This is a genomic window from uncultured Nevskia sp. (genome assembly GCF_903885465.1).
Taxonomy (GTDB): domain Bacteria; phylum Pseudomonadota; class Gammaproteobacteria; order Nevskiales; family Nevskiaceae; genus Nevskia.
The window spans coordinates 1-2,848 of record NZ_CAISIQ010000407.1 but is presented as its reverse complement, the minus strand read 5'-3'; the positions used below and the strand labels follow the sequence as shown (position 1 = coordinate 2,848).

The 2,848-nt window shown below is 62.9% G+C and carries 2 protein-coding genes and 1 pseudogene; all 3 read left to right on the top strand.

Annotation, left to right across the window (positions count from 1 at the left end; all coding sequences use genetic code 11):
- Positions 1-1,755: glutamate synthase-related protein (locus QZY06_RS15940; RefSeq protein ID WP_295686052.1), on the top strand; the 1,755-nt coding region annotated here is incomplete at its 5' end.
- Positions 1,756-1,803: 48 nt separating this feature from the next.
- Positions 1,804-2,367, top strand: coding sequence for a hypothetical protein (locus QZY06_RS15935; protein WP_295686051.1), 564 nt, complete (start codon positions 1,804-1,806; stop codon positions 2,365-2,367).
- A 72-nt stretch (positions 2,368-2,439) separates the two neighbouring features.
- Positions 2,440-2,848 (top strand): annotated as a pseudogene (gene gltD / locus QZY06_RS15930) (glutamate synthase); the annotation flags it as partial.

Below are 2,848 nucleotides of genomic sequence, written 5' to 3'. Positions count from 1 at the left end.
TACCTGAACTCGGCGGATCAGATCCAGATCAAGATGGCGCAGGGTGCCAAGCCCGGCGAAGGCGGCCAGTTGCCTGGGCCGAAGGTGTCGGAATACATCGCTCGCCTGCGCTACTCGGTGCCGGGTGTCGGTCTGATCAGCCCGCCGCCGCATCACGACATCTATTCGATCGAGGATCTGGCGCAGCTCATCCACGATCTGAAGAACGCCAACGACAGGGCGTCGATCTCGGTCAAGCTGGTCGCCGAAAGCGGCGTCGGCACGGTGGCCGCCGGCGTCACCAAGGCCAAGGCCGATCATCTGGTGATCGCCGGTCATGACGGCGGCACTGGCGCTTCGCCTTTGTCGAGCGTCAAGCACGCCGGTGCGCCTTGGGAACTCGGCATGGCCGAAACCCAGCAGACGCTGGTGCTGAACGGCCTGCGTTCACGCATCCGCGTGCAGGCCGATGGCCAGATGAAGACCGGCCGCGACGTGGTCATCGCCGCGATGCTCGGTGCCGATGAAGTCGGCTTCGCGACCGCGCCGCTGGTCGTCGAAGGCTGCATCATGCTGCGCAAGTGCCATCTGAACACCTGCTCGGTCGGCGTTGCGACCCAGGATCCGGTGCTGCGCAAGAAATTCGCGGGCAAGCCGGAATACGTCGTCAACTTCTTCTTCTTCGTGGCCGAAGAAGCGCGTCAGCTGATGGCCCAGCTCGGCATCCGCACTTTCGACGAACTGATCGGCCGCAGCGATCTGCTCGACAAGTCCAAGGCGATCACCCACTGGAAGGCGCAGGGCCTCGATTTCTCGCGGCTGTTCTATCAGGCGCCGACCGAGCCGGGCGAACCGGTACGCCACACGCTGACCCAGGATCACGGCCTCGACAAGGCGCTCGACAACAAGCTGATCGCCCATGCCCGCGCAGCGCTGGACAAGGGCGAGCAGGTGTCGTTCATCTCACCGGTCAAGAACCTGAACCGCACGGTCGGTGCGATGCTGTCTTCCGAAGTCGCGCGCCGCTACGGCCACGCCGGCCTGCCGGACGACACCATCCACATCCAGCTGCACGGCACGGCCGGCCAGTCCGCCGGCGCCTTCCTGGCGCACGGCATCACCCTTGATCTGGTCGGCGCCGGCAACGATTACGTCGGCAAGGGTCTGTCGGGTGGCCGCATCATCGTGCGTCCGAACACCGAGTTCCGTGGCTGGGCGGTCGACAACATCATCGTCGGCAACACGGTGCTGTACGGCGCGATTGCCGGTGAAGCCTTCTTCAACGGCGTGGCCGGGGAACGCTTCGCGGTGCGCAACTCGGGCGCCACCACGGTCATCGAAGGCACCGGCGACCACGGCTGCGAGTACATGACCGGCGGCACCGTCGTGGTGCTCGGCGAGACCGGCCGCAACTTCGGCGCCGGCATGTCCGGCGGCATCGCCTACGTCTACGATCCGGACGGCAAGTTCGAATCGAAGTGCAACATGGCGATGATTGCCGTCGAGCCGCTGCTGATCAAGAGCGAGCAGGAAGCCAATGTCGACCGCGGCCTGTGGCACAGCCTGGAGCGCAACGGCAAGAAGCAGACCGACGAAGCGATCCTCCGTTACCTGCTGGAACGACATTTCAAGCACACCGGTTCGACACGAGCGCGTAATCTGCTGGACGACTGGACGAACAGCCGCAAGAAGTTCGTCAAGGTCTTCCCGCACGAGTACAAGCGAGCACTCGGCGAGATGGCTGCAGTCGCGAAAAAGGACGCAGTCCCGGCCTGACCCCAATGTGGCCCATTGGGGTGGCCTGATCGAAACCGGAGTGTCGCAATGAAGCGGATCTTGAAGCTTGCTGCCCCTGTGGCAGTGGTGCTGGCTGCCTTGATGTCGGCGGGTCCTGCTGCGGCCGAGATGCTGACGCGTCCCGGCTTCTTCAGTGTCGATGTCGAAGGCTGGGAGCAGCAGCCCGGTGACAACCGGGTGATCTTTGCGTGCAAGGACTGCGGCTCGCCGGTGCAGATCCAGATCGACTACGGCCCTGAACTGCCGAAGGAAGCCGAGTATCAGACCAACGACGAGTTCCTGGCCCGGCTGAAGAAGGAAGATGCGCAGCGCCAGTTCGCCAGCCTGCTGATCGAGCAGAGCGTGCCGGACGGTGTCGAGTTGAAGTACGACATCCAGAAGACCAGCTTCAGCAAGGTCGGCGGTCTGAAGGTATTCGAGTACTCGGCGTTGATTGCCACGGCGCCGAGGGAAACACGGGACAGCACCATCATCGGTCTGCAGCATCACCGGCTGATGAAGCTGACCTTGAATCATTACGACGACGCCTTGACCCCGGAAGCCGGCGCGCGAATCAGCGCCTTCTTCAAGAGTCTGAAGTTCCTGATGTAGCGATGCGCCGCCGTTGAGGCGGCGCTGCATTCCAAGCTGACAAGCCGAACTGAAATATCGAGACGCACACCCATGGGCAAGACCACAGGCTTCATCGAATACACGCGCCAGAAGGAGAGCTATCTCCCGGTTCCTGAGCGCGTCAAGAACTACAAGGAATTCGTGCTCGTTCTCGAGACCGAGAAAGCCAAGACCCAGGCCGCGCGCTGCATGAACTGCGGCACGCCGTTCTGCATGACCGGCTGCCCGGTGAACAACATCATTCCGGACTGGAACGATCTCGTTTACACGCAGGACTACCGCAACGCGCTCGACACCCTGCACTCGACCAACAACTTCCCCGAGTTCACCGGTCGCATCTGCCCGGCGCCCTGCGAAGCGGCCTGCACGCTGAACGTCAATAACGATGCCGTCGGCATCAAGTCGATCGAGAACTTCATCATCGAGAAGGGCTGGGAAAACGGCTGGGTCGTGCCGCAGC

What these genes read in the sequence shown, in the direction of transcription:
- QZY06_RS15935 (WP_295686051.1), top strand. Translation starts at nt 1,804, where the DNA reads ATGAAGCGGATCTTGAAGCTTGCTGCCCCTGTGGCAGTGGTGCTGGCT.